We start from the raw sequence: 24,690 nt of genomic DNA, 5'->3' as shown, positions 1-24,690 counted from the left end.
CATTATCCTTACTTTTTGTTGGTGTCAGACACATCGCTGGCGTGGGTCTGGAGGTATTTCAACAACGTACGTTCCTCCACCGGATTAAGCCGGTAATAGGTCGACATGGCTTTCAATCCAGCGATCCAGCCATTAGCGGTATATCGGGTCGTAGGAGGAGTGCTATGACAGGCGCTACAGGTGGATTGCAGCATTTGATCTGAGTACTCCCAGATTGGCGCAAGTGTGCTGATAAAGTCCTGATCGGTGGTCCAGGCGGTGACGCTCACCTGCTGCCATTCCTGATGTGAATCAGGATCGACCTGGGTTTGTAGCACTTTTACGTTCGCCATCAGGGGCTCATCGAGCACGGCGGAGAAAACGCGTTTCCCCATATACTGGGTGATCACCCGTCCACGCCCTTTGCTTTCACGCCAGCCCGTAATTTCGAGCTGGACGTTACTGCCTTCTTTTTTCAGCACCTTGGCCTCGGTGGCGGGAAATAACAGCGCCTTCCCTGCCGGACTTTCTGCCGTTGCCGCCAATGATTTTTCGCTTAATGAGAACAGTGTGGACGCATCCGTTGGCGTATCTCCCTGACGCTGTAGCTGCTTAAAGCGATCGCGAAAACCGCTGCTCATATCGGGTTTGTGATGGGCTATTCCTTTGTGGCAATCGATACAGTTACTGTCTTTTGCTGCCGCCGCGCTCATTTGCGCCGCCGCATTTGCCGATTGCTTGCCATGATCCATTGCCTCATAGCTATGGCAGGATTTACACGCCGCTGAATTATTCGCGCTCATGCGCGCCCACTCCCGTTGGGCCAGCTCCGAGCGTTTGGCAGCAAACTTTTCCGGAGTGTCGATAGAAGGAGAAATAAAGGTGTGATAGAGATCGTTTAAGGCTTCAGTTTTACGAATAAGCGTTGGAACAACGCCCGGTGGAATATGACAATCCTTACACTCAGCCCGCACGCCAGACGCGTTGCGAAAATGCACGCTGGTTTTATATTCCTCTCCAGCCGTGCGCATCGAGTGACACGATAAACAAAATTCGGTGGTACTGGTGTAATGAACGCCTTGCCACGTTCCCCAAATAGCCAAGGCCATTACTAACGCCCCGACGAATGCGCACCACAATGCGTTCTTTCTTATCCACGACATGCTTGCCTCCATTTTTTAATAGCGACACGCTAAGGGATAATAAAAATCAAAAATAGAGACAGCGAAAGCAGATTATAGGAACAGCAGCCACTCTATGAGGTGAGTCAAATAGTAAAGATCAGAAATTCGTAATATAGTGACCATCTGTAAATAAGGAATTTCTTATGCTAACACTGACGCTCAATAGAGAAAGCCGTACTCCGCTGCAACTGCAGATATTTCAATTTTATTTCCAGGCAATTCAGCAGGGTGATTTGCTTTGTGGAGACAAACTCCCCTCTATTCGCGAGCAGGCTCAGGTATTGCACGTTGCTAAAATAACGGTAGTGATGGCCTATGATAAGCTGATGGCGGCTGGGTTAATCAAGAGCCGACACGGCATTGGCTATGAAGTGATATTCACCACGCCTGTACGTATAACCCCAACTCATGTGCCCGTGACCCAAGGCTCTCCACCGGTAAAACCTAAAGCTGCCGGGGTATCTACCGATGTTTACGCCGAGCCTGGACGAGAGTGCTACTGCCGGATGGGCGTCCCCGACCCCAACGCTTTTCCCTGGTCAAGCTGGCGGAAATGGAATAATGCTCCAAGCATACTTAAAGAACAATTATTTACCCGGTATCATTCACCAAATGGATTATTTTCACTACGTGAGCAACTGGTCAGATACCTTAATTTATCCCGCGGAATTAATACCCGAGCAGAGAACATCATCATTACCAACGGGATTCAGGAAGGATTATCACTGCTCAGCCAAATATTTATTATTCATCATGCTGTCAGTCAGCAAAAAAAGTGCCATATTGTGACCGAATCCCCTTGTTATTCTGGCGCATGGCATCTTTTTAATTATTACGGTGCAGACATTACGTCAATTGCCGTAGATAACCACGGGCTGCAAACAGATAATTTACCCGAGTATGAAACCCAGCTTTGTTATGTTACTCCAGCTCATCAGTATCCGATGGGAAGTGTGCTTTCGCTGGAGCGCCGTCAGTCATTATTAACGTGGGCGCAACGCGTCGGCGCTTACATCATTGAAGACGATTACGATGCCGTTTTTACCTATGGGGACAATCCCCTTCCCGCGCTGAAAGCCATGGATTATCACAACCGAGTTATCTATATGGGGACATTTTCTAAAACACTGGGGCCAGGCGCACGGCTTGGCTATCTTATTTGCCCTGATGAACTGCTTCCGGCGGTACAGAACATGAAAGCGCTCAATAACAACGGCAGTCAGTGGTTGTTGCAGCAATTTTTAGCCGAACTGATGCAAAATCAGGTTTTTTATACGCATATCAGCAAGCTGGCCTGCAGCTATGCGACGCGCCTCACTCTGTTACACGATGGCCTGTCCACTCTGTTTCCCGAAGGGAAAATCGCTGGAGCAACGGCAGGTCTGCACCTCTCGTTACGCATTGCCAGACATACCGAATTCATCGTCAGGTTGCAACAAAGTTGTCTGTTGGCTGGGATCCGTTTCGACACTCTGTCGGATATAGAAAATGGATCAGAAGCCGCATGGCGCAAAGAAAACAGCGATGCTGTTATGTTTTTTGGATTTGGTGGATTGCAGATACAGCAAATCAATAAAGTGCTGACAGTGCTGGAGCAGGCGCTCGCGCAGCCTTGATGAATAACAGGGATTGCGCCTGTAGCGCAATCCCTGTTGTTAGACTTACAGCAGGTCGCGGAACTGCGTTTGTTTCAGCGCCAGCTCAACGCCGCGGACTTCTGCCAGTCCTTTCAGGCGACCAATCGCCGAGTAGCCCGGATTGGTTTTCTTGTGCAGATCGTCAAGCATCTGGTGCCCATGATCCGGACGCATCGGGATAGGACGCAGGTCGCCCGCCTTTTTACGCCGCTGCTCTTCGCTCAAAATGGCAGCCACCACCGATACCATATCCACATCACCCTGCAGGTGCGCACCTTCGTGGAACGTTTTCGGGTTATCTTCACGACAGGTCGAGCGCAGGTGCGTGAAGTGGATACGATCGCCAAAGGTTTCGATCATTTTCACCAGATCGTTATCAGCGCGCACGCCGTAAGAACCGGTACACATGGTGAAACCATTATTAATACTGTCGACGGTTTCTTTCAGCCACTGCATATCTTCGATAGTCGAAACGATACGCGGCAGGCCGAGGATCGGGCGCGGCGGATCGTCAGGATGCACGGCCAGACGCACACCGACTTCCTCTGCCACTGGCACAATCGCCCGCAGGAATACCGCCATATTTTCGCGCAGATCGTCTTTACTGATGCCGTCATATTCAGCAAGGCGCGCACGAAACTGATCCAGCGTATAGCCCTCTTCTGCGCCAGGCAGGCCAGCAATGATATTGCGTGTCAGCTTTTCAATTTCTGCATCGCTCATGGCATTGAAGTAGTCCAGCGCCTGGCGTTGTTCTTCGTCGGTATAATCCGCTTCAGCTCCCGGGCGTTGCAGAATGTGCAGCTCGAAAGCCGCAAAGGCAATCTGGTCAAAACGCAGCGCTTTGGAACCATCCGGCAGCTGATATTCGAGGTCGGTACGCGTCCAGTCGAGGATCGGCATGAAGTTATAGCACACGGTATCGATACCGCAGGTCGCCAGATTACGGATACTCTGCTGATAGTTGGCAATCCACGTTTGATATTGACCTGAACGCGTTTTGATATCTTCGTGGACAGGGATACTTTCCACCACCGACCAGGTCAGCCCTTTTTCAGCCAGAATGGCCTGACGCTGTTGAATTTCTTCTACCGGCCACACTTCACCGTTAGGAATATGGTGCAAGGCAGTTACAACACCCGTTGCGCCAGCCTGACGCACATCATCAAGCGATACCGGATCGTTAGGTCCGTACCAACGCCAGGTTTGTTCCATTGTTTTACCTCACAAGTTGTTATACCAAATTAAATCACCTTAATGACGACTACCATACAGGCATCCGTTAGATGATCAACACATTGCCGATGATTGGTTGATCAAGCTCACATTCCCCGGATAAATGAGGCACACCAATTCAATTTGTTGTCATATAACTTTATACTGCCATTGTTAATTTATGGTTAATCAGGTGTATTTAATGAAAACTATTGCCTCAGCGCCACTGGCGGAAAATGTCATGATGCCGCAGTACGACCGCCAGCAATTAAAAACGCGGATTGTACATTTTGGTTTCGGTGCTTTTCACCGCGCCCATCAGGCGTTACTCACCGACAGGGTGCTGAATGCGCAGGGTGGAGACTGGGGTATTTGTGAGATCAGTCTGTTCAGCGGCGATCGACTGATGAGCCAACTGCGCGAACAGGATCATTTATTTACCGTGCTGGAGAAAGGGGCCAACGGCAACCAACCGATTGTTATCGGCTCCGTCAACGAATGTCTCAACGCCAGGCTGGATTCACTGGCGGCTATTATTGAAAAATTCTGCGAGCCTCAGGTGGCTATTGTCTCGTTAACCATTACGGAAAAAGGCTACTGCATCGATCCGGCTACAGGCTCGTTAGACCTCAGTAATCCACGTATTGCTCACGATCTGCAAACACCGACTGAACCGCACTCTGTCCCAGGAATTATTGTTGAAGCGCTACACCGCCGGCGTGAACGCGGGCTACAGCCGTTTACCGTCCTCTCTTGCGATAATATCCCGGACAATGGTCATGTGGTAAAAAACGCCGTACTGGGAATGGCGGAAAAACGTTCACCAGAACTGGCAACCTGGATTCAGGAGCATGTCAGCTTCCCGGGTACCATGGTGGATCGCATTGTTCCTGCCGCTACCGAAGAGTCACTGGCTGAAATCGCACGCGAGCTGGGCGTTGCCGATCCTTGCGCAATCAGCTGCGAACCGTTTATCCAGTGGGTGATTGAAGATAATTTTGTGTGTGGCCGCCCAGAATGGGAAACGGCGGGCGTCCAGATGGTCGAAAACGTCTTGCCGTGGGAACAAATGAAACTGAGGATGCTGAACGGCAGTCATTCGTTTCTCGCTTATCTCGGTTATCTGGCCGGGTTCCAGCACATCAGCGACTGTATGCAGGACAGCGCATTTCGTGAAGCCACCCACCGTCTGATGCTCAACGAACAGGCGCCTACGCTGCAAATTACCGACGTTGATTTAGACCAGTATGCCCTAAGCCTGTTGGAGCGTTTTGCCAACCCAGCGTTGAAACATAAAACCTGGCAAATTGCGATGGACGGTAGCCAGAAATTACCCCAGCGCATGTTGGAAGGGATCCGCGTACATTTAGCCCGCCAAAGCGAATGGCCGCTGCTGGCGCTCGGTGTCGCAGGCTGGATGCGTTATGTGAGCGGCGTGGATGACTCAGGCGCCGCAATTGATATTCGTGACCCACTAAGTGAGAAAATTGCCGCTCTGGTTAAACAGAGCACAGAGTCAGAACGTGTCAGCGCCCTGCTTTCGCTGCGCGAGATTTTCGCCACCGATCTCGTCCAGAATCCGCAGTTTGTCGCGGCCATTCAGCAGGCCTGGCAACGCATTGCCCAATACGGTGCGCATCAGGCTGTCATTGATACGTTAAAAAGTTAACGATTTCTGCCATTAAACAGGACGAAGCGCGTCTTCGTCCTCTCACCCCTTCTCTTTTTCACCGTTTTTCGCCAGGATTGTTAAATGCCATTACGGTAATTTATGAATCTGGAGTAAATGTGACTAAAACCAATCTCATCACCGGTTTTCTCGGCAGTGGCAAAACCACCTCTATTCTTCATTTATTGGCAAACAAAGATCCTGCTGAGAAGTGGGCCGTGCTGGTTAATGAGTTTGGCGAAGTTGGCATTGATGGCGCGCTACTGGCTAACAGCGGTGCGCTGTTAAAAGAGATCCCCGGCGGCTGTATGTGCTGCGTTAACGGTCTGCCGATGCAGGTTGGTCTCAATACGCTGCTACGTCAGGGAAAACCTGACCGTCTGCTCATTGAACCCACCGGCCTCGGCCACCCTAAACAGATTCTGGATTTACTCACCGCACCGGTTTACAAACCGTGGATCGATCTGCGTGCGACCCTCTGTATTCTTGACCCGCGGCTGTTACTGGATGAAAAAAGCGTCGCCAATGACAATTTCCGCGACCAGCTGGCCGCCGCAGATATCATTGTTGCCAACAAAACCGACCGTGCCACGACGGAAAGCGAAGACGCCCTGCAAAGCTGGTGGCAACACTATGGAGGTAATCGCCAGTTAGTTCATGCCGACCATGGACAAATTGATGGACAGCTACTGGATTTGCCCCGACTAAACCTGGCAGAGCTTCCTGCAAGCGCGGAGCACGCCCATAGTCATGCCGACAAAAAGGGGCTAGCAGCGTTGAGTCTACCCGCACAGCAGCGCTGGCGTCGTAGCCTGAACAGCGGACAGGGCCATCAGGCCTGCGGTTGGATTTTTGACGCCGATACTGTGTTCGATACTATCGGTCTGCTGGAATGGTCGCGTCTTGCTCCTGTTGGACGAGTGAAGGGGGTAATGCGTATTAAAGAAGGACTGGTACGCATTAACCGCCAGGGAGACGACTGGCATATAGAGACGCAAAACGTCGCGCCACCAGATAGTCGTATTGAACTCATCGCCGATACCGAGACCGACTGGAATGCGCTACAGAGCGCATTGTTGAGACTTCGTTTAGGCGCTAGCGCGTAAGGTTGCCTTCGTTTTTTAGCAATGGTAAACGACGATGAAAACCCGATACCCTCTAATCCTCCTGCTTAATATTGTGGGCCTGGCACTGTTTCTGTCCTGGTATATTCCAGCCGGGCATGGGTTCTGGTCTTCACTGGATACGGGCGTTTTCCGCTTCTTTAATCATAAACTGGTGGAAAGTCCGCTGTTCTTATGGGTTGTTGCTATAACCAATAACCGGGCATTTGATGGCTGCTCATTGCTGGCAATGGGCGCATTGATGCTGCACTTTTGGCTCAAAGAGACATCGGAAGGTCGCCGACGCATTGTGGCTATCGGTTTGGTTATGCTGCTTACCGCAGTGATATTAAATCAGCTGGGCCAGGCGCTTATTCCCGTTAAACGTGCCAGCCCAACCCTGATGCTGGATAATATTTATCGCGTCAGTGAACTGCTGCATATTCCGACCAAAGATGCGTCGAAAGACAGTTTTCCTGGCGATCACGGCATGATGTTGCTTATTTTTTCCGCATTCATGCTGCGTTATTTCGGAAAAGTCGCAGGAATAATCGGCCTTATTATCGCTGTGGTTTTTGCCTTCCCACGCGTAATGATTGGCGCCCACTGGCTCACCGATATCGTGGTTGGTTCCATGACGGTGGTCTTGATTGGCCTTCCCTGGTGGCTAATGACGCCATTAAGCGACCGATTAGTCACTCTGTTCGTGAATTATCTACCCGGCAAAAACAAACAATTTTTAAACAAATAACGCAGAGTAATTAACATCATCAGGGATACTTCTGATTCCCTGATGATGCCTGGCAATATTTCATCATTCTGATTGTCATTCTCCTGTCATCTTATTCATGTTTAAAATGAGTAAGTTGCGTGTTTTTTACCCTAATTGTTCTTAATTTAGACAATGCCGTTTATTCACTTTCTGTATCAATTTTTCTTATAAGAAATCACGTAAAATCACTCGCATTGACCGGAACGATAGGGTAATCTCGAACACGTTTTGCCTCGCGGGATAATTATTCCCTTTCAGAATAAATTTGTGCGTTCTGCCACAGATTTGACCTTAAGGAATTGTCTCATCGTGCGATGGTAATTAGTCTCGTCACGTTTGGCATTTTTTATAACGATATTTATCGTTAAGGACTTCAAGGGAAAACAAACAAAATGGTCAAATCTCAACCGATTTTGAGATATATCTTGCGGGGCATACCCGCGATAGCAGTTGCGGTTCTGCTTTCTGCATGTAGCACAACGAACACCGCCAGGAATATGCATTCTGAGACGCATGCTGTGGGCAATGGAGATAACTCTTCACTGCAAGCCTCTCAGGATGAATTTGAAAATATGGTACGTAATATCGATGTTAAATCACGTATTATGGACCAATATGCTGACTGGAAAGGCGTGCGTTACCGCCTTGGCGGCAGCACCAAAAAAGGTATTGATTGTTCAAGCTTCGTACAACGTACGTTTCGTGAGCAATTTGGTTTAGAGCTTCCTCGCTCAACCTATGAACAACAGGAAACGGGTAAATCCGTTTCGCGCACTAATCTGCGTACAGGCGATCTGGTTCTGTTCCGTGCTGGCTCTACTGGCCGACACGTCGGTATTTATATCGGCAACAACCAGTTCGTACATGCCTCGACCAGCAGTGGCGTTATCATTTCCAGCATGAACGAGCCTTACTGGAAAAAACGTTACAACGAAGCTCGCCGGGTTCTGAGCCGCAGTTAATTTCGTTTGGCAGCTATCCCTTGGCTATCCTGATGAGACATATAAAAAAGCACTGCTACGGCGGTGCTTTTTTTTGCTTTGCCCTTGTGACTAAGAAAAATCTCACAACATGAGTCATTTCAGGTTATATTCATACAGGATAAGTGGTTACTTCAGGTAAACATAAGGAACTATGTTAAGGCGCTCCTCTTCTTCCGATCGGAAACTCCTGCTCACCTGCGTTATAACGGGGATAGTCGTCGCGTTACTCGTCAGCTCACTGCAGTTTTTTATGTCATGGCATCAACGAAACGCAAAGTACGACACGCTAACGTCTAACATACAAAACTATATTGAAAGTTTCTTCGCTGACCTTGAAACCACCACCAACACACTGCAACCTCTGGTAAAAGACACCTGCTCGCAAGCTTCAGCTCAACTCACTTCCAGCGCCGCGTTTAGCCTGAATGTGCGGGCCTTTTTGCTGGTAAAAGACGGTATCGCTTTCTGCTCTTCAGCAACCGGTTCAATGAATACGCCTCTTCAGCAATTGGTTCCCGTGCTGGACATGACGAAAGATATCGATATGGATCTCCAGCCCGGTACGCCAATGATGCCGAATAAACCGGCAATACTCATTTGGTATCGCAATCATTCATTACAGAACAGCGGCGTTTTTGCCACCCTGAATGTTAACCTGGCACCCTATCTTCTCTATAACGCCCGGCAAGATGATTTCAACGGTGTGGCACTCGTCGTCGGGAAGACGGCTATCACCACGTTTTCCAAACAATTAATCCCCATGTCTGAACTCCCTGCTCTCCCATCATATAATGCAGCCTTGTCTACATTCCCGTTGGAGGTGCGTTTTTACGCGGATCGGTGGACGTATAAAGATGTTGGATACGCCATCATGCTCGGATGCATGGCCGGGATCATGACCGCCCTCCTTCTCTGGTACTACATCTACAGCATCCGTTTACGCCCAGGCAAAGATATCCTCAACGCCATCAAACATAACCAGTTTTATGTGGTGTACCAGCCAGTCGTAGAGATGCAAACGCTGGAGGTGAAAGGCGTTGAGGTACTATTACGCTGGCATCACCCAACAACGGGTGAGATCCCACCGGATGCCTTTATTCATTACGCTGAATCACAGAAAATGATTGTGCCGCTAACTCAGCACCTCTTCAAGCTGATAGCCCTGGACGCGCCGGCGCTGCAAAAAGTGTTACCCGTTGGCGCAAAATTGGGGATCAATATCGCGCCAACGCACTTACACGGCGAGACGTTTAAGGACGACATTCGGCACCTGCACGCTTCGCTTCCCGCAAACTATTTTCAGATAGTACTGGAAATCACTGAACGAGATATGCTCAATCAGCACGAGGCTACAAAGCTATTTGAATGGCTGCATTCCGCAGGTTTTGAGATTGCCATTGATGATTTTGGCACCGGTCATAGTGCGCTTATTTATCTGGAACGCTTTACCGTTGACTACCTGAAAATCGATCGCGGGTTTATTAACGCCATTGGGACGGAAACACTGACCTCTCCGGTTCTGGACGCCGTGTTGACACTCTCTAAACGTCTTAATATGCTGACGGTTGCTGAAGGGGTAGAAACACCTGAGCAAGCCCGTTGGCTGCGCGAACGTGGAGTACATTTTTTCCAGGGATACTGGATTAGCCGCCCATTAAAGCTTGCTGATTTCGTGCGTTGGATGGCGCAGCCCAATAAGCCGACGTGGTGATCGCAGTATGCGATTCATATATTCTCACTCGCCGCTACATCTCTTATCTTTCAGGCATGATGCCCGTCGGGTTGTGGCAGGAAAAGGAAATCGCTTTTAATGATCCCTCGCGTATTGCTGCTGTTTATCGCCCTCATCGGGTTTAGCGCCCAGGCGCAATCCATCAAAGAAAGCTATGCTTTTGCCGTGCTGGGTGAACCGAAGTACGCGTTTAACTTTAATCACTTCGATTATGTTAATCCCGCAGCCCCTAAAGGTGGTCAAATCACCCTCTCCGCCATTGGCACATTTGACAACTTTAACCGCTATGCAATGCGAGGTAATCCCGGCGCACGTACCGAAACGCTTTACGATACGCTGTTTACAACCTCTGACGATGAGCCTGGTAGCTATTACCCGCTCATTGCCGACAGCGCACGCTATGCTGACGACTATTCCTGGGTAGAAATTGCCATTAATCCACGAGCGCGTTTTCATGATGGTTCCCCCATTACCGCCAGCGATGTCGCATTCACCTTCCACAAATTTATGACTGAAGGCGTGCCGCAGTTTCGTCTGGTCTACAAGGGAACAACGGTAAAAGCCATCGCGCCATTAACCGTACGCATTGAATTAGCCAAACCGGGTAAAGAGGACATGCTCAGCCTGTTTTCATTACCCGTGATGCCAGAGAAGTACTGGAAAGATCATAAGCTCAGCGATCCCTTATCCTCGCCACCGCTCGCCAGCGGCCCTTATCGCATTACCAAATGGAAGATGGGCCAGTATATTGTCTATTCGCGCGTCAAAGATTATTGGGCCGCTAATCTCCCCGTCAATCGTGGACGCTGGAACTTCGATACCATCCGCTACGACTATTATCTGGATGATAACGTCGCCTTTGAAGCGTTTAAGGCCGGTGCGTTTGATCTGCGTCTTGAAAATGATGCCAAAAACTGGGCGACGCGTTATACCGGGAAAAATTTCGCGAATCATTACATCATCAAAGATGAACAAAAAAATGAATCCGCCCAGGATACGCGCTGGCTGGCCTTTAATATTCAGCGTCCGGTGTTCAGTGACCGACGGGTGCGGGAAGCCATCACGCTGGCCTTTGATTTTGAATGGATGAATAAAGCCCTGTTCTATAACGCCTGGAGCCGGACCAACAGCTATTTTCAGAATACCGAATATGCTGCGACAAAATACCCCGATGCAGATGAACTGGTGATACTCGCGCCCTTGAAAAAAGATCTCCCTCCTGAGGTCTTCAGCCAAATCTATCAACCGCCAAAATCAAAAGGCGATGGCTACGATCGTGAGAACTTGCTGAAAGCCGATACCTTACTGGAACAAGCCGGATGGGTACTCAAGGGGCAGCAGCGCGTAAACAGCGTCAGCGGTAAACCTCTGAGCTTTGAACTATTGCTCCCGGCGGGCAGCAACAGTCAGTGGGTGTTGCCGTTCCAGCACAACCTGCAACGCTTAGGCATTACCATGAACATCCGCCAGGTTGATAACTCACAAATCACCAACCGCTTACGCAGTCGCGACTATGACATGATGCCAAGGTTGTATCGCGCAATGCCGTGGCCGAGTTCAGACCTGCAAATTCTGTGGGCTTCTCAATATATTGACTCCAGCTATAACGCCCCCGGTGTGCAAAGCCCGGTTATCGATAAGCTGATCGGTCAAATCATTGCCGCGCAAGGTGATAAAGCCAAACTGATCCCACTCGGCCGGGCACTGGACAGAGTTTTAACCTGGAATTACTACATGTTACCGATGTGGTTTATGGCCGAGGATCGTATCGCCTGGTGGGACAAATTTTCGCATCCGGCTATTCGCCCAATTTATACCATTGGCCTCGACAACTGGTGGTATGACGTCAACAAAGCCGCGAAACTGCCCGCAGCCAGACGGCAGGGAGAATAGATGGGCGCTTATCTGATTCGACGTCTGCTGCTGGTGATCCCAACGCTTTGGGCCATCATCACCATCAACTTTTTTATCGTGCAAATTGCCCCCGGCGGTCCGGTTGAACAGGCCGTCGCCGCCATTGAGTTCGGGCAAAGCGGGGCATTACCTGGCGCGGGTAGCGAAGGCGTTCGCGCCAGCCATGCGCAAACCGGCGTTGGTAACATCAGCGACAGTAATTATCGCGGCGGCCGGGGTCTGGACCCGGAAGTCATCGCGGAAATCACTCGGCGCTACGGGTTCGATAAGCCCATTCATGAGCGTTATTTCAAAATGCTTTGGGACTATATTCGTTTCGATTTCGGCGACAGCCTGTTTCGTAGCGCCTCTGTGCTGACGCTTATCAAAGACAGCCTGCCGGTTTCCGTTACGCTGGGCCTATGGAGTACGCTCATCATCTATCTGGTGTCGATACCGCTTGGGATCCGCAAAGCGGTTCACAACGGCAGCCGGTTTGATGTCTGGAGTAGCGCATTTATTATTATTGGCTATGCCATTCCGGCCTTTCTGTTTGCCATTTTGCTGATCGTCTTTTTTGCCGGGGGCAGCTACTACGACCTGTTCCCGCTGCGCGGGCTGGTTTCCGCCAATTTTGACTCCCTGCCCTGGTATCAGAAAGTGACCGACTACCTTTGGCATATTACCCTGCCGGTGCTGGCGACGGTAGTTGGTGGGTTTGCCGCGCTGACTATGCTGACCAAGAACTCATTTCTGGATGAGGTGCGCAAACAGTATGTCGTCACCGCACGCGCTAAAGGGGTCAGCGAGAAAAATATTCTGTGGAAACATGTGTTTCGCAATGCCATGTTGCTGGTGATCGCCGGCTTCCCGGCGACGTTTATCAGCATGTTTTTTACCGGTTCGCTGCTGATTGAGGTGATGTTCTCGCTTAACGGTCTGGGACTACTGGGGTATGAATCCACCGTATCGCGCGACTATCCGGTAATGTTTGGCACACTCTATATCTTCACCCTGATCGGTCTGCTGCTGAATATCCTCAGCGACATCAGCTATACGCTGGTCGATCCCCGTATTGATTTTGAGGGACGCTAATGTCGCGATTAAGCCCCGTCAATCAGGCCCGCTGGGCGCGCTTTCGCCACAACCGTCGCGGCTACTGGTCGCTGTGGATTTTTCTGGTGCTGTTCGGTCTTAGTCTGTGTTCAGAACTGATTGCCAATGATAAGCCGTTACTGGTGCGCTACGACAATAGCTGGTATTTCCCCCTGTTCAAAAACTACAGTGAAAGCGACTTCGGCGGACCGCTGGCGACCCGGGCTGATTATCAGGATCCGTGGCTACAGCAGCGCCTGGAAAACCAGGGCTGGATCCTGTGGGCACCAATACGCTTCGGGGCGACCAGCATTAACTTTGCCACCGATAAGCCCTTCCCTTCCCCGCCTTCTGCACAAAACTGGCTGGGAACAGACGCCAACGGCGGTGATGTACTGGCACGGATCCTCTACGGCACACGTATTTCTGTCTTATTTGGCTTAATGCTCACCCTATGTTCGAGCGTGATGGGCATTATGGCTGGCGCAATACAGGGCTATTATGGCGGCAAGGTGGACCTGTGGGGGCAACGATTCATTGAAGTTTGGTCCGGTATGCCAACGCTGTTTCTCATCATTCTACTGTCGAGCGTTGTCCAGCCTAACTTCTGGTGGCTGCTGGGTATTACCGTGCTGTTTGGCTGGATGAGCCTGGTTGGCGTGGTGCGCGCGGAGTTTTTACGTACCCGAAACTTTGATTATATTCGTGCCGCTCAGGCGCTCGGCGTGGGCGATAGCAGTATTATTCTGCGCCATATGCTACCCAATGCGATGGTTGCCGCTCTGACCTTTTTACCGTTTATTTTGTGCGCCTCGATAACCACTCTAACCTCGCTGGATTTTCTTGGGTTTGGCTTACCGCTTGGCTCGCCATCGCTCGGAGAACTTCTGTTACAGGGTAAAAACAACCTGCAGGCGCCGTGGCTTGGCATTACCGCGTTCATCTCCGTTGCCCTGCTCTTATCGCTTCTGATCTTTATTGGTGAAGCGGTACGCGACGCGTTCGATCCCAACAAGGCGATTTAAGATGACACAACCTCTGTTAGCTATTGACAATTTATCGGTAGGTTTTCGTCAACAAGAGACCGTGCGCACCGTGGTCAACAATCTGTCACTGCGCGTTGATGCCGGACAAACGCTGGCGCTGGTGGGGGAGTCCGGCTCAGGTAAAAGCGTGACCGCGCTATCTATTTTACGGTTATTGCCCTCCCCTCCGGTCGTCTACCTTTCCGGCGACATCCGTTTTCATGGTGAATCATTACTTCACGCCGATGAGCAAACGCTTCGCGGCGTGCGGGGGAATAAAATCGCCATGATTTTCCAGGAACCAATGGTGTCACTGAACCCGCTCCACAATCTGGAAAAACAGCTTTATGAAGTGCTGTCGCTGCATAGGGGAATGCGTCGGGAGGCCGCGCGAGCAGAAATCCTGACCTGTCTGGATCGCGTCGGCATTCGTCAGGCGGCCAAACGTCTCGCAGACTACCCGCACCAACTGTCCGGCGGGGAACGCCAACGCGTGATGATTGCCATGGCATTGCTAACACGACCGGAGCTGCTGATTGCCGATGAACCGACTACCGCGCTGGACGTTTCCGTTCAGGCACAGATCCTGCAACTGCTGAGGGAATTACAGCGCGAGCTGAACATGGGATTACTGTTCATCACCCACAACCTCAGTATTGTGAAAAAGCTGGCCGATACCGTGGCGGTCATGCAAAACGGTCAGTGCGTTGAGCAAAATAAAGCAGCACAGTTGCTCACTGCGCCCACGCATCCCTACACGCAGAAATTGCTAAACAGTGAACCTTCCGGCGACCCGGTACCTTTACCGGCCGGACAAGCCCCGCTGCTGGAAGTGGAAAAACTGCACGTCGCCTTCCCCATCCGCAAAGGTATCCTGAAGCGTGTGGTGGACCACAACGTCGTGGTTAACAATATCAGTTTCTCTCTGCGGCCCGGTGAAACGCTGGGGTTGGTAGGTGAGTCTGGGTCGGGGAAAAGCACTACCGGACTGGCGCTCCTGAGGTTAATCTCCTCACAGGGAAGTATTGTGTTCGATGGTCAGGCGCTGCATACCTTAAATCGTCGCCAGCTGTTGCCGGTCCGTCACCGTATTCAGGTGGTATTTCAGGATCCCAACTCCTCGCTTAACCCACGCCTGAGCGTGCTACAGATTATCGAGGAGGGGTTACGCGTTCATCAGCCAACCCTGTCAGCCGAACAACGCGAGGCGCAGGTGAAAGCGGTGATGACGGAAGTGGGACTGGATAGCGAAACGCGGCATCGTTACCCGGCTGAGTTTTCCGGCGGTCAGCGTCAACGTATTGCCATCGCCAGAGCATTGATTCTCAAACCTTCCTTGATTATCCTGGATGAGCCAACATCATCGCTAGACAGAACCGTACAGGCGCAAATCCTGACGTTGTTAAAGTCCTTACAGGAAAAGCATCGGCTGGCTTATATTTTTATCAGCCATGATTTGCACGTAGTACGCGCGTTATGCCATCAGGTTATTGTGCTACGTCAGGGAGAGGTTGTGGAGCAAGGGCAATGCGAGCACGTATTTAACGCGCCACAGCAAGCCTATACGCGTCAGCTGCTTGCGCTAAGCTGACGCTCAAAACGGATTGTTATTTGAAAACGGCTCTGCGATGGCCACGCCGAAGTTTTTCAGTCTGCAGGTCGCGGCAAATTCATCCTGGCGATTCACAAACAGGCACGGCTCCCCTTCGCATTCCAGTACGGAACAAGGAACCTCAATGTCGCTGAGGGCCTGGCTGAGCTTATGCATGACTGACCATGCGCTGTCACCATCAGGGCTGAGCAATTTGAGCGCCACCAGGCTGTTCTCATTGCTCTGACCGTTTTGCGGAATCGGTTCAACCTTTGAACCTGCGAAACCCACCGACCAACGATAGCTCTGCGGCAGACGATGAACGATTGAGAGTTGTAATGTCATCACTTTCTTTCCCTGGAAGCACAATCACTTCACAATTATTTTACATCAATATTAACACATCATTGACAATACGTCTTCAGACAGTTGGTAAACGTTTACACCCTGTCTTTATGCCGCTTTCCGAACCAGGTAATTAAAATTATTCAATGGTTCTGGCATATTTCCGGGCTATATGTACTCGTTTCTGCGATCTAACTCAACCTTTTTAACTACAATGATGTGACTTTTTACATAAATTGATTTTACATAAAATAAACATAACCAGGGGAAATGATAGATTTGCGGTTGATGTATATCAACTCTGGAGGCCTTAAGGCCCCCAGGATGTGTAATAGATCACCGTTTTTGGGCGCGACTGGCGTAAAGACAGAAGAGAATTGAACAGGTAGCGCAAAATGCGATCGACCATATCATTGGCCAGGCCGAGTTAAAGGTCGCCAGAGACAACAGCGCCCCAACGATGGCGCCAATGCCGAAGCGGAATGTCCCTGCCAGCGATGACGCCGTTCCTGCCATATGTGGAAATTCATCCAGAATAACCGCCATGGCGTTAGATGACACCATCGACACACAGCCAACAAACGCCGCAACGCCCACGACCAGGGCCCAGAACCCCAACCCAAACAGTGTGCTAAAGACCATCCAGCCAGCCATCACGAACTGGATCCACAGACCGGTACGGAACATATTCAATGCCCCAACCCGACGCACAAAGCGGCTGTTGATGATAGTCATCACGAACAGGAATACGATGTTCAGTGCGAAGTAATAACCGAAATGTTGCGGTGAAACGTGGTTGATCTCAATGTAGACAAAGGGTCCGGCGCTCAGAAACGAGAACATCCCGGCAAAACTGAATCCGCTGGCCAGCATATAGCTCAGCACACGTTTATGACGAAACAGCGAGGCAAAGTTGCCAATAGTAGTACGCAGGCGAAACGGCTGGCGACGCTCTACCGGCAGAGTCTCTTTGATCAGTGTAAGGATCATCACCGACGCCAGAATAGCTGCCATGGCGAGGATCCAAAAGATATAGTGCCAGCTCAGCCATACCAGCACCCAGCCACCGATAATCGGTGCCATTAATGGCGCAATTGTCGTGACCAGCATGACGAATGACATCATGCGCGAAAACTCTTCTTTCGGATAGATATCACGCATCAGGGCGTTGATAACCACGCTCGCCGCCGCCGCAGCCAGGCCGTGGAAGAAACGCATCACGATCAGTTGATCGATGGTTTGCGCCAGTGCGCAGGCCACTGCCGCCGCCGCAAACACCAGCGTCCCGCCCAGGATCACTGGCTTGCGTCCAAGGCTGTCTGCCATTGGCCCATAGAACAGTTGCCCCACTGCGAACCCCAGAATATAGGTACTGAGGGTCATCTGCGCGCTACCTGCTGGCACACCAAACTGTTCAGAGATAACAGGCAGCGCCGGAAGATACATATCAATCGACAACGGCATCAACATGGCTAACAAGCCAAGGATAAAGACAATGGCAATTGACGAGTTCTGCCGGGTGGTCACATTTATCTCCTGAAATTAACGCGGGGTTAAGTTAACGCTGGCGATTTCTTCTTCAGTCAAAGGACGGTATTCACCTGGCGCCAGATCCTCATCAAGCCTGATGTCACCAATCCGTTCACGGTGCAGTTCCACAACGTGGTTACCCACCGCGGCAAACATACGTTTAACCTGATGATAGCGCCCTTCGCTGATGGTCAAGCGCACCTGAGTTGGCGTAATCACTTCCAGCACGGCCGGTTTGGTCAGGTCTTTCTCATTGTGCAACTGTACGCCATGGGCAAACTGTTCGGCGGTATCATCTGCCACTGGCGACTCCAGCGTCACCAGATAGGTTTTCTCACAATGGTGACGAGGAGAGGTGATGCGATGCGACCACTGTCCGTCATCGGTCATCAGCACCAGTCCGGTGGTGTCGATATCCAGACGCCCTGCCGCATGCAGTTTGTAGGCAACCGGTTCATCAAGGAAATAGAGCACCGTCGGGTGATCGGGATCATCCGTTGAGCAAACATAACCCTGAGGCTTATTCAGCATAAAATAGCGCGGGCCATTTTGTTGAACCAGGGAATTACCGTCATATTCTACGTCGTGTTCTGGCAGCAGCTTAAAAGCGCTATTTCTGACGATTTCACCGTCGACGGTAACGCGGTTAGCACGGATCTCACGCCCGGCAATAGCGCGGCTGACGCCGAGTTGCTGAGCGATAAATTTATCAAGTCGCATGTGTGTGATTTTGCCTGTAAAAATACGAGAATCGGGTTTACGCCCGAAAAGTGGGACCGTTATCCGCCCAGTATAGCGGCGTTATACCATCCCTCAAGAGAAATGATTCATGGCATACTACTCCTTGTTATTGTTTATTATAGTGAGCCCATGATTTTTACTCTTCGCCCGTACCAAAAAGAAGCCGTGGACGCCACGCTCAACCATTTTCGCCACCACCGCACCCCGGCGGTTATCGTCCTGCCAACCGGCGCGGGCAAAAGTCTGGTGATTGCCGAGCTGGCCCGCGTGGCGCGTGGTCGCGTACTTGTACTGGCGCACGTCAAAGAACTGGTCGCACAAAACCATGCGAAATATTGTGCGCTGGGGCTGGAAGCCGATATTTTTGCCGCAGGCCTGAAGCGTAAAGAGAGCCACGGAAAAGTAGTATTTGGCAGCGTACAGTCGGTAGCGCGTAATCTGGACGCCTTTCAGGGAGAATTCTCCCTGCTTATCGTCGATGAATGCCATCGCATTGGCGATGATGAAGAGAGTCAGTATCAGCAAATCCTCACTCACCTGACCAAAGTAAATCCTCACTTACGCCTGCTCGGACTTACCGCCACACCTTTTCGTTTGGGCAAAGGCTGGATTTATCATTTTCATTATCACGGAATGGTGCGCGGCGATGAAAAAGCACTGTTTCGCGACTGCATTTATGAATTACCGCTGCGCTACATGATTAAACACGGCTACCTGACGCCGCCAGAACGCCTCGACATGCCGGTAGTGCAATATGACTTCAGCCGCCTGCAGGCGCAAAGTAACGGCCTGTTTAGCGAAGCGGACCTGAATCAGGAGCTGAAAAAGCAGCAGCGAATAACGCCGCATATCATCAGCCAGATTGTCGAGTTTGCCCAGACGCGTAAAGGGGTGATGATTTTCGCCGCCACAGTTGAACACGCCAAAGAAATTCTGGGTCTGCTGCCTGCTGACGACGCCGCACTTATCACCGGAGACACGCCTGGCGCCGAACGCGACGTGCTGATTGAAGAGTTCAAAGCCCAACGTTTTCGCTATCTGGTGAATGTGTCGGTCCTGACCACTGGCTTCGATGCCCCGCACGTCGACCTTATCGCCATTCTGCGCCCGACCGAGTCAGTTAGCCTTTACCAACAAATTGTCGGTCGTGGGCTGCGCCTGGCGCCGGGTAAAACCGACTGTCTGATCCTCGATTACGCTGGCAACCCGCACGACCTGTACGCGCCGGAAGTTGGTGCGCCGAAAGGGAAAAGCGACAACGTTCCAGTACAGGTGTTCTGCCCAGCCTGCGGGTTTGCCAATACCTTCTGGGGCAAAACAACGTCCGACGGCACGCTGATTGAGCACTTTGGCCGCCGCTGTCAGGGATGGTTTGAAGATGATGACGGCCATCGCGAACAGTGCGATTTTCGTTTCCGTTTTAAAAACTGCCCGCAGTGCAACGCGGAAAATGACATCGCCGCCCGCCGTTGTCGGGAGTGCGACACGGTACTGGTTGACCCGGATGACATGCTGAAAGCCGCGCTCAGGCTTAAAGATGCGCTGGTTCTGCGCTGCAGCGGGATGGCGCTACAAAATGGGCAGGATGAAAAAGGCGAATGGCTGAAAATTACCTATTACGATGAAGATGGCGCCGACGTCAGCGAACGCTTTCGCCTGCATACTCCCGCGCAGCGTACAGCCTTCGAGCAACTGTTTATTCGCCCGCACACCCGAACGCCTGGCATTCCCTTACGCTGGATAACCGCCGCCGATATCCTCGCCCAGCAGGCGCTGTTACGTCATCCTGATTTCGTGGTCGCGCGCATGAAAGGTCAGTACTGGCAGGTCCGTGAAAAGGTCTTCGATTATGAAGGACGCTTTCGTCGGGCACACGAATTACGCGGTTAATCGTACTTTTGATTGATGTACCACCCGTTTGAGTATAGAATCTCGCCCGCTTTTGCATACGCAAAGCAGATCACTTACCTGTTGCTGGGTCGCCTGTAGCAGGAATTATTAAAGAGAGATTTAAATGTTTACTATCAACGCTGAAGTACGTAAAGAGCAGGGTAAGGGTGCGAGCCGCCGCCTGCGTGCCGCTAACAAGTTCCCGGCAATCATCTACGGTGGCGCAGAAGCCCCGATTGCTATCGAACTGGATCACGATGCAGTTATGAACATGCAAGCTAAAGCTGAATTCTACAGCGAAGTTCTGACCATCGTTGTTGACGGTAAAGAAGTTAAAGTTAAAGCTCAGGCTGTACAGCGTCACCCGTTCAAGCCGAAGCTGTCTCACATCGACTTCGTTCGCGCGTAATCGCAAACAAGTTGAAGAAAAACCCCGCCAAGGCGGGGTTTTTTATGGGATTTTGTAATCGATACTGATGGTTCTCGTCGACCGGATAAGGCGTTTACGCTCTCACCCGGCAAACGGTTTTATTTCCCGCCCGACGTGCGACGCTGCAGCTGGTCGCGCAGGTTCGGCGGCGTACCTTTGATGGTCAAAGTATCTGTAGCCGGATCCCAGAAAATACGTTCACCCAGTAGCATGGCGTCGAAGTTGATGGTTAACCCACCGCCGCTTCCGGCAAATTTGGTTAACTGACGCAGCGTACTGCGATCTGCCGGGAAGCTCTCTTCCAGCTCGTAGCCTTTATCAGCGGTAAATTCGCTGAAGCTAACTTCACTGACGCCGGAAAGCTCTTTGGACAGCGACTCCAGCTCGATCTCTTCACCGGCTTGTAGCTGTTCGTTGCAGTAGCTGTACACCTGCTGACGCACGTTCTGGCGTTCAGCTTTATCGAGCTGCGCCTCAGCAGTAAAGTCATCGACCGCCTGCAGTAGGCCACGGTTTTGCGCTTTGGCGTTCAGACCTTCGCTGGCACCGAGGAAATCCATAAAGAAATCGGCGACTTTGCGCCCTACCCGCCCTTTCAGGAACGTCAGATAGCGCGTGGACTCCGGATTGGTTTCCCACTCGGTTAAATCAATACGCGCCACGATATCCGCATGATTGATGTCCAGATAGTGCGTCGGATTGATATCCAGATTTTCATTGACGCGCATGCTGCTTAAATTGTTCAGCACGGCGACCAACAGATACTCTACCGCCAGATAGCGGTAATGGCAGAACAGGACAATGCCGCCGTCGGCAAAAGGATATTTCGCCAGCTCGTCCCGCAAGCGTCCGGTCGCGGCACGACTAAATGCCAGAAAATCCTCTTCGCCCTGACGCTGTAAACGCAGCGTTTGTGCCAGTTCACTCTCTTCGCTAAACAGGCCATAAGCTTTATTCTTGGCGCTATATACCCGATGCAGCTCAGCCATCATATCGACAACCGTCGCTGTCGGTTCCAGTAATGAATCGCGCAAGACCAGCTCAAGGTTCTGCTCGTCACGTTTGATAAGCTGGTGCAGGGCAATCTGGTTGATATCCAGACTCATGATAAACTCTCCTTTTAGACCGGGCGGTATTCAACCACCTGCCGGGCAGTGACGCAATAGAAGATAAAAAAGCAGAAAAAAAACTGTCTGTACGGTAATATGTTGCCCTTTCATGAACAGACTGATTTCGATTTATGCCACAAATTTCCCGCTATAGTGACGAACACGTTGAACAACTGCTGAATGAGATGCTCAACGTACTGGAAAAACATAAGGCGCCGACCGACCTTTCCCTGATGGTACTGGGAAATATGGTGACTAACCTTATCAATACAAGCATCGCACCGGCCCAGCGCCAGGCGATTGCCAACTCTTTTGCCCGCGCATTACAGTCTTCGGTAAACGACGACCAAGCGCATTAAGAGCCTGCTCCGGGGAAACGAACAACAGTTTATGGTAACTCATCGTCAGCGCTACCGTGAGAAAGTCTCCCAGATGGTTAGCTGGGGGCACTGGTTTGCCTTGTTCAACATTCTGTTGGCCGTGGTACTCGGTAGCCGTTACCTGTTTGTCGCCGACTGGCCGACAACGCTTGCAGGTCGTATTTATTCCTATGTAAGCCTGGTCGGACATTTTAGTTTTCTGGTGTTTGCCACCTATCTGCTAATCCTGTTTCCCCTGACGTTTATCGTCATGTCCCAGAGGCTGATGCGATTCTTATCAGCTATTCTGGCGACGGTGGGCATGACGCTGTTGCTAATCGACAGCGAAGTTTTCACCCGCTTTCATTTGCACCTCAACCCGATCGTCTGGGAACTGGTCATCAACCCTGACCAGAATGAAGCGGCGCGTGACTGGCAACTGATGTTTATCAGCGTGCCAGTGATTCTGTTAATTGAAATGCTGTTTGCGACCTGGAGTTGGCAAAAGCTGCGTAGCCTGACGCGTCGTCGCCACTTCGCCAAACCGTTAGCCGCATTCTTCTTCATTTGCTTTATCGCCTCGCACGTGGTGTATATCTGGGCGGATGCCAATTTCTATCGCCCGATTACCATGCAGCGCGCGAATCTGCCGCTCTCCTACCCGATGACGGCGCGTAAGTTCCTGGAAAAACATGGTCTGCTGGATGCGCAAGAGTATCAGCGTCGCCTGATCGAGCAGGGGAATCCGGAAGCAGTTTCCGTGCAGTACCCGCTGAGCGAACTGCGCTATCGCGATATGGGCACCGGCCAGAACGTCCTGCTGATCACAGTCGACGGCCTGAACTATTCACGCTTTGAAAAGCAGATGCCTGCGCTGGCTGAATTCGCCGGGCAGAATATCTCCTTTACGCGTCACATGAGCACTGGCAACACCACGGATAACGGGATTTTTGGCCTGTTTTACGGCGTCTCACCAAGCTACATGGATGGGATTTTATCGACCCGAACGCCTGCGGCGTTGATTTCCGCGCTGAACCAGCAGGGCTATCAGTTAGGGCTATTCTCCTCGGATGGCTTTACCAGCCCGCTTTATCGCCAGGCGCTGCTGTCAGATTTCTCCATGCCAAGCGTGCAGACGCAATCTGACGACCAAACCGCAAGCCAGTGGATTAACTGGCTGGGACGCTACGCGCAGGAAGATAACCGCTGGTTCTCGTGGGTCTCCTTTAACGGGACCAACCTTGATGAGAGTAACCAGAAGAATTTTGCCAAACGCTATGCCAGCGCCGCTCAGGATGTGGATGCCAACATTAACCGCATTCTGAGCGCCCTGCGCGACTCCGGCAAACTGAACAATACGGTGGTGATTATTACCGCTGGTCGGGGCGTGCCGCTGACGCAGGAAGAGAACAGCTTTGCCTGGTCGCGAGGCCATCTGCAGGTTCCTCTGGTTATTCACTGGCCGGGAACGCCAGCACAGCGCATCAATAGTCTGACCGATCATACGGACCTGATGACAACGCTGATGCAGCGCCTACTGCACGTCAGTACACCTGCTAACGAATACTCACAGGGGCAGGATCTGTTCAATGCAACCCGCCGCCATTACTGGGTTACTGCCGCTGACGGCAGCACGATGGCCGTTACCACACCCGAGATGACGCTGGTGCTGAACAACAACGGTAATTATCAGACCTATAATTTGCGCGGCGAGAAAATAAAAGATCAGAAACCGCAGCTAAGTCTGCTGTTACAGGTTCTGACGGATGAGAAGCGATTTATTGCTAACTGATTAATTATAAATCAGTTAGCGAGACATGCTCTTGCATTCGTAGCGGAAAGCAGTAGTATTAGCAGCCATAGCGTCGGCACGTAGCGCAGCCTGGTAGCGCACCGTCATGGGGTGTCGGGGGTCGGAGGTTCAAATCCTCTCGTGCCGACCAAAAATCCTCGAAGAACCAGCCTGTTACGGCTGGTTTTTTTATGCCTGTTTTCTAAGTGGGGAAGCTCTGGGGAATGAATGGGGAGAAACACCGCTCAAATATAGAATTTGCCAGGCATGGTAACTGCTGTGTGTAGTCGATGATGAAAAACCGGGTGCCTGCTGACATCCACAGACACCCGTAATCACACAGCAGTGCATATTGGATACGCTATATCCGTAGCGAGTGGGTAGATTTATAGTCATTTCAAAGACAATTGTCATTAAATCTTTGTGATTGATATCTAATATTTTTAACTAAAATATTACCAATTTCATGAGCGGTTAATTAGCCATCAAACAAGCATAATTATCCTTTCCCATTGGTGTGTTTCTATCTACATAATCGGGCAGTCATCAAACTCCGCGTTCCTGGCATCATTAATGATGTACGTGATAACTCCAAATATTGCGTGTGAGGAATTGT

The 24,690-nt window shown here is 51.1% G+C and carries 20 protein-coding genes, 1 tRNA gene and 1 pseudogene; 15 read left to right on the top strand and 7 right to left on the bottom strand.

Translation table 11 applies throughout. The annotated features are described in order from the left end of the window. Positions 1 to 8: 8 nt before the first annotated feature. A complete protein-coding gene (gene torC, locus OGV57_RS18485; RefSeq protein ID WP_054528598.1) occupies positions 9 to 1,142 on the bottom strand; it encodes a pentaheme c-type cytochrome TorC in 1,134 nt (377 codons plus the stop codon). A gap of 164 nt (positions 1,143 to 1,306) precedes the next feature. Here torC and pdxR point away from each other — a divergent pair, with 164 nt between their 5' ends. After that, complete coding sequence (gene pdxR / locus OGV57_RS18480) at positions 1,307 to 2,779, top strand: MocR-like pyridoxine biosynthesis transcription factor PdxR (RefSeq protein ID WP_286531530.1); 1,473 nt, start codon at positions 1,307 to 1,309, stop codon at positions 2,777 to 2,779. 45 nt (positions 2,780 to 2,824) lie between these two features. Here pdxR and uxuA read toward each other — a convergent pair whose 3' ends face one another. Then, positions 2,825 to 4,015, bottom strand: a complete 1,191-nt coding sequence (gene uxuA / locus OGV57_RS18475; protein ID WP_003845159.1) for a mannonate dehydratase — start codon at positions 4,013 to 4,015, stop codon at positions 2,825 to 2,827. Between the two features lie 202 nt (positions 4,016 to 4,217). Between uxuA and OGV57_RS18470 the strand changes: the two genes are divergently transcribed. The 9 genes from OGV57_RS18470 (at position 4,218) to yejF (ending at position 15,878) form a co-directional block, all read left to right on the top strand. After that, positions 4,218 to 5,684, top strand: coding sequence for a mannitol dehydrogenase family protein (locus OGV57_RS18470; protein WP_049016379.1), 1,467 nt, complete (start codon positions 4,218 to 4,220; stop codon positions 5,682 to 5,684). 119 nt (positions 5,685 to 5,803) lie between these two features. Further along, entirely contained in the window at positions 5,804 to 6,790 is a 987-nt protein-coding gene (locus tag OGV57_RS18465; protein ID WP_286531528.1) for a CobW family GTP-binding protein, read from the top strand. 34 nt (positions 6,791 to 6,824) lie between these two features. Then, positions 6,825 to 7,538 (top strand): phosphatase PAP2 family protein, encoded by a 714-nt coding sequence (locus OGV57_RS18460; protein WP_003840063.1) that lies wholly within the window; start codon positions 6,825 to 6,827, stop codon positions 7,536 to 7,538. Positions 7,539 to 7,951: 413 nt separating this feature from the next. Further along, positions 7,952 to 8,521, top strand: coding sequence for a bifunctional murein DD-endopeptidase/murein LD-carboxypeptidase (gene mepS, locus OGV57_RS18455; protein WP_003027474.1), 570 nt, complete (start codon positions 7,952 to 7,954; stop codon positions 8,519 to 8,521). 172 nt (positions 8,522 to 8,693) lie between these two features. Further along, positions 8,694 to 10,253: a cyclic di-GMP phosphodiesterase gene (locus tag OGV57_RS18450; RefSeq protein WP_054528600.1), complete on the top strand. Its 1,560-nt coding sequence runs from the start codon at positions 8,694 to 8,696 to the stop codon at positions 10,251 to 10,253. A 99-nt stretch (positions 10,254 to 10,352) separates the two neighbouring features. Next, positions 10,353 to 12,167 carry an extracellular solute-binding protein gene (locus OGV57_RS18445; protein ID WP_054528601.1) on the top strand — a complete coding sequence of 605 codons (1,815 nt, stop codon included), beginning with the start codon at positions 10,353 to 10,355 and terminating at the stop codon, positions 12,165 to 12,167. Next, positions 12,168 to 13,262 carry a microcin C ABC transporter permease YejB gene (locus tag OGV57_RS18440; RefSeq protein ID WP_003834575.1) on the top strand — a complete coding sequence of 365 codons (1,095 nt, stop codon included), beginning with the start codon at positions 12,168 to 12,170 and terminating at the stop codon, positions 13,260 to 13,262. Further along, positions 13,262 to 14,287, top strand: coding sequence for an ABC transporter permease (locus OGV57_RS18435; protein WP_032936628.1), 1,026 nt, complete (start codon positions 13,262 to 13,264; stop codon positions 14,285 to 14,287). The genes OGV57_RS18440 and OGV57_RS18435 overlap by 1 nt, the downstream gene beginning before the upstream one ends. Position 14,288: 1 nt before the next feature. Further along, the gene (yejF, locus tag OGV57_RS18430) at positions 14,289 to 15,878 is read left to right on the top strand and encodes a microcin C ABC transporter ATP-binding protein YejF (protein WP_044711482.1); all 1,590 of its coding nucleotides are present in this window, start codon (positions 14,289 to 14,291) and stop codon (positions 15,876 to 15,878) included. 3 nt (positions 15,879 to 15,881) lie between these two features. On the opposite strand, the gene OGV57_RS18425 is transcribed toward yejF, so the two are convergent. The 3 genes from OGV57_RS18425 to rsuA form a co-directional block, all read right to left on the bottom strand. Then, on the bottom strand, positions 15,882 to 16,226 hold the full coding sequence (locus tag OGV57_RS18425; protein ID WP_085951589.1) for a YejG family protein: 345 nt from the start codon (positions 16,224 to 16,226) through the stop codon (positions 15,882 to 15,884). A 333-nt stretch (positions 16,227 to 16,559) separates the two neighbouring features. Then, complete coding sequence (locus OGV57_RS18420; protein ID WP_003027494.1) at positions 16,560 to 17,750, bottom strand: Bcr/CflA family multidrug efflux MFS transporter; 1,191 nt, start codon at positions 17,748 to 17,750, stop codon at positions 16,560 to 16,562. Positions 17,751 to 17,765: 15 nt separating this feature from the next. Continuing rightward, positions 17,766 to 18,473 (bottom strand): 16S rRNA pseudouridine(516) synthase RsuA, encoded by a 708-nt coding sequence (gene rsuA / locus OGV57_RS18415; protein WP_003027496.1) that lies wholly within the window; start codon positions 18,471 to 18,473, stop codon positions 17,766 to 17,768. 150 nt (positions 18,474 to 18,623) lie between these two features. On the opposite strand from rsuA, the gene radD reads away from it, so the two are divergent. Both radD and rplY read left to right on the top strand, forming a co-directional pair. Continuing rightward, positions 18,624 to 20,384 (top strand): DNA repair helicase RadD, encoded by a 1,761-nt coding sequence (gene radD / locus OGV57_RS18410; RefSeq protein ID WP_003027498.1) that lies wholly within the window; start codon positions 18,624 to 18,626, stop codon positions 20,382 to 20,384. Between the two features lie 124 nt (positions 20,385 to 20,508). Beyond that, on the top strand, positions 20,509 to 20,793 hold the full coding sequence (rplY, locus tag OGV57_RS18405) for a 50S ribosomal protein L25 (RefSeq protein WP_003027502.1): 285 nt from the start codon (positions 20,509 to 20,511) through the stop codon (positions 20,791 to 20,793). A gap of 119 nt (positions 20,794 to 20,912) precedes the next feature. Here rplY and yejK read toward each other — a convergent pair whose 3' ends face one another. Continuing rightward, entirely contained in the window at positions 20,913 to 21,920 is a 1,008-nt protein-coding gene (yejK, locus tag OGV57_RS18400; protein WP_003027504.1) for a nucleoid-associated protein YejK, read from the bottom strand. 134 nt (positions 21,921 to 22,054) lie between these two features. Here yejK and OGV57_RS18395 point away from each other — a divergent pair, with 134 nt between their 5' ends. From OGV57_RS18395 to OGV57_RS18385, 3 genes are all read left to right on the top strand, one after another. Beyond that, positions 22,055 to 22,282, top strand: coding sequence for a YejL family protein (locus OGV57_RS18395; protein WP_003027506.1), 228 nt, complete (start codon positions 22,055 to 22,057; stop codon positions 22,280 to 22,282). Positions 22,283 to 22,313: 31 nt separating this feature from the next. Next, positions 22,314 to 24,074, top strand: a complete 1,761-nt coding sequence (yejM, locus tag OGV57_RS18390) for an LPS biosynthesis-modulating metalloenzyme YejM (RefSeq protein WP_016150675.1) — start codon at positions 22,314 to 22,316, stop codon at positions 24,072 to 24,074. Between the two features lie 74 nt (positions 24,075 to 24,148). Beyond that, positions 24,149 to 24,225, top strand: a tRNA-Pro gene (locus tag OGV57_RS18385). 376 nt (positions 24,226 to 24,601) lie between these two features. Here the strand turns inward: OGV57_RS18385 and OGV57_RS18380 are convergent. Further along, positions 24,602 to 24,690 (bottom strand): annotated as a pseudogene (locus tag OGV57_RS18380) (S24 family peptidase); the annotation flags it as partial.

The organism is Citrobacter sp. Cf087, from assembly GCF_030334285.1.
Taxonomy (GTDB): domain Bacteria; phylum Pseudomonadota; class Gammaproteobacteria; order Enterobacterales; family Enterobacteriaceae; genus Citrobacter; species Citrobacter freundii.
This window is presented reverse-complemented; position numbering and strand designations above follow the sequence as displayed.

Coding starts and splice junctions, on each gene's coding strand:
- torC (WP_054528598.1), bottom strand. CDS start 1,142: ATGTCGTGGATAAGAAAGAACGCATTGTGGTGCGCATTCGTCGGGGCG.
- pdxR (WP_286531530.1), top strand. CDS start 1,307: ATGCTAACACTGACGCTCAATAGAGAAAGCCGTACTCCGCTGCAACTG.
- uxuA (WP_003845159.1), bottom strand. CDS start 4,015: ATGGAACAAACCTGGCGTTGGTACGGACCTAACGATCCGGTATCGCTT.
- OGV57_RS18470 (WP_049016379.1), top strand. CDS start 4,218: ATGAAAACTATTGCCTCAGCGCCACTGGCGGAAAATGTCATGATGCCG.
- OGV57_RS18460 (WP_003840063.1), top strand. CDS start 6,825: ATGAAAACCCGATACCCTCTAATCCTCCTGCTTAATATTGTGGGCCTG.
- mepS (WP_003027474.1), top strand. CDS start 7,952: ATGGTCAAATCTCAACCGATTTTGAGATATATCTTGCGGGGCATACCC.
- OGV57_RS18450 (WP_054528600.1), top strand. CDS start 8,694: ATGTTAAGGCGCTCCTCTTCTTCCGATCGGAAACTCCTGCTCACCTGC.
- OGV57_RS18445 (WP_054528601.1), top strand. CDS start 10,353: ATGATCCCTCGCGTATTGCTGCTGTTTATCGCCCTCATCGGGTTTAGC.
- OGV57_RS18440 (WP_003834575.1), top strand. CDS start 12,168: ATGGGCGCTTATCTGATTCGACGTCTGCTGCTGGTGATCCCAACGCTT.
- OGV57_RS18435 (WP_032936628.1), top strand. CDS start 13,262: ATGTCGCGATTAAGCCCCGTCAATCAGGCCCGCTGGGCGCGCTTTCGC.
- yejF (WP_044711482.1), top strand. CDS start 14,289: ATGACACAACCTCTGTTAGCTATTGACAATTTATCGGTAGGTTTTCGT.
- rsuA (WP_003027496.1), bottom strand. CDS start 18,473: ATGCGACTTGATAAATTTATCGCTCAGCAACTCGGCGTCAGCCGCGCT.
- radD (WP_003027498.1), top strand. CDS start 18,624: ATGATTTTTACTCTTCGCCCGTACCAAAAAGAAGCCGTGGACGCCACG.
- rplY (WP_003027502.1), top strand. CDS start 20,509: ATGTTTACTATCAACGCTGAAGTACGTAAAGAGCAGGGTAAGGGTGCG.
- yejK (WP_003027504.1), bottom strand. CDS start 21,920: ATGAGTCTGGATATCAACCAGATTGCCCTGCACCAGCTTATCAAACGT.
- OGV57_RS18395 (WP_003027506.1), top strand. CDS start 22,055: ATGCCACAAATTTCCCGCTATAGTGACGAACACGTTGAACAACTGCTG.
- yejM (WP_016150675.1), top strand. CDS start 22,314: ATGGTAACTCATCGTCAGCGCTACCGTGAGAAAGTCTCCCAGATGGTT.